Below are 1,488 nucleotides of genomic sequence, written 5' to 3'. Positions count from 1 at the left end.
GGCTTTAGAAGGGAGAAGGGAGTAGGGAGAAGGGAGTCGGGAGTCGGGAGTCGGGAGTCGGGAGTAACGAGTAACGAGTAACGAGTAACGAGTAACGAGTAGGCAGTAGGTAGGGGGGTGTGGGGCGCTCACAGGGGTAGGTTTTTTACATTAAGGTCAAACATGGGGCGACCCAGAGGGAGAGGAAAAGCAAAACAACGAAGAAATGATGCAGCGCCTTAATGCGGGGGAAACCCCCTGTTCCCTTGCTCCATCGCTTTCTTATCCCCCACACCCCACACCCCACACCCCACACCCCACACCTGAGGAAGTTGTGTGGTTTCCAGCACTGGTGCTTTGAATCAACGGTGCTTTGAATCAACAAAAGCTTTTAAATTTGCTCTAAGACTTTGGTATAAGAGGTAGAGCTAATTTTGCTGTGGAGGCTAAAAGCCAGTCAGCCTCCCCGGCTGACCCTTGATTTTTAGAACACTGAACTGATACTTTTTCATAAGTTAATCGGGATAGATTCAGTATCTAAATATACTTTTGGTGTTTTTTTTTGCTTGATCCCTATGGGGTTTTGGTATAAAACAAGCCAATTCTTTCAGAATCCACCTTTTTTTGTGACTTTTTGTAAAATAAAATGTTTCTATTTGTAACAAAATAATTAAGAAAATATTAAAGCTTTAGGGGCTAACGATATGGCTATAACCTAGGCTGGTCAACAGCTTGCTATCTATAACAAGCTGAGGTAGGAGGTAGCAGAATTAAATGTGAAGAGGAGATAAAATTTTTTTCACAAAAAAAGAGTTATCATGAAAACATTGAATTTACCTGTATCTAGTTGCAGATTTTGTCAGTATTATCAGTCAGAAGGACGACGAGGGGGTATGTGTCAACAACTTGGGGTGCCTGTCAGAGCTACCTGGAAAGCTTGTGCTTTTGCTATGCCTACCTTTTCTTCTTCTTGGGAGAAACTAGAAGAGATTTGGCAAGATGAACAACTGATGCTCACAGAGGAGCTATCGGTAAAGTGCTCTGAAAAATCCTCTGGGACAGACAAGACCATTCAAGGTGAGACCATCACCTCTAAGAATTCGTCAACAGACATCATGCTGGTGTAAATTGTTGATGTAAATTATTCGTATTATCAGTAATATCAGCAGTAACTTACTAGTAACTCTACCCTTAAGACAATCAATAATTCAAATAAAAAAATTTCACAAAAATCAGTTTAAACCAAATCTTCTAGTTCTAGTAGTTACCTGCTTAAAGGTGTCAGCTTAAAAAGCCAAAGAATTTGATAAAACTCGGCACCTGAGATCTGCTATTAAAATACATTTCCTCGCACTTTGATTGCAAATAAGGTGCGTTTTTTATTGATAATCAAATTTTGCACCAAGTTTAAAATTGTTTAAAATTAATCTGTAAAGGTAGGGAACAGGGAACGGGGAACTTCGGATCAGTGATAAAATTTGACTCTGTCTTGATGCAGCCCCTCCACAC

Annotated in this window: 2 protein-coding genes; both read left to right on the top strand. The window is 40.5% G+C overall.

The window, feature by feature from the left end; all coding sequences use genetic code 11:
- Positions 1–205 precede the first annotated feature (205 nt).
- The gene (locus tag F6K49_RS48310; RefSeq protein WP_293061108.1) at positions 206–340 is read left to right on the top strand and encodes a hypothetical protein; all 135 of its coding nucleotides are present in this window, start codon (positions 206–208) and stop codon (positions 338–340) included.
- 457 nt (positions 341–797) lie between these two features.
- Entirely contained in the window at positions 798–1,106 is a 309-nt protein-coding gene (locus F6K49_RS48305) for a hypothetical protein (protein ID WP_070392370.1), read from the top strand.
- Positions 1,107–1,488: the final 382 nt, after the last annotated feature.

The organism is Moorena sp. SIO3I6, from assembly GCF_010672095.1.
The sequence above is the reverse complement of the archived record's forward strand: the minus strand, read 5'-3'. Positions and strand labels throughout refer to the sequence as shown.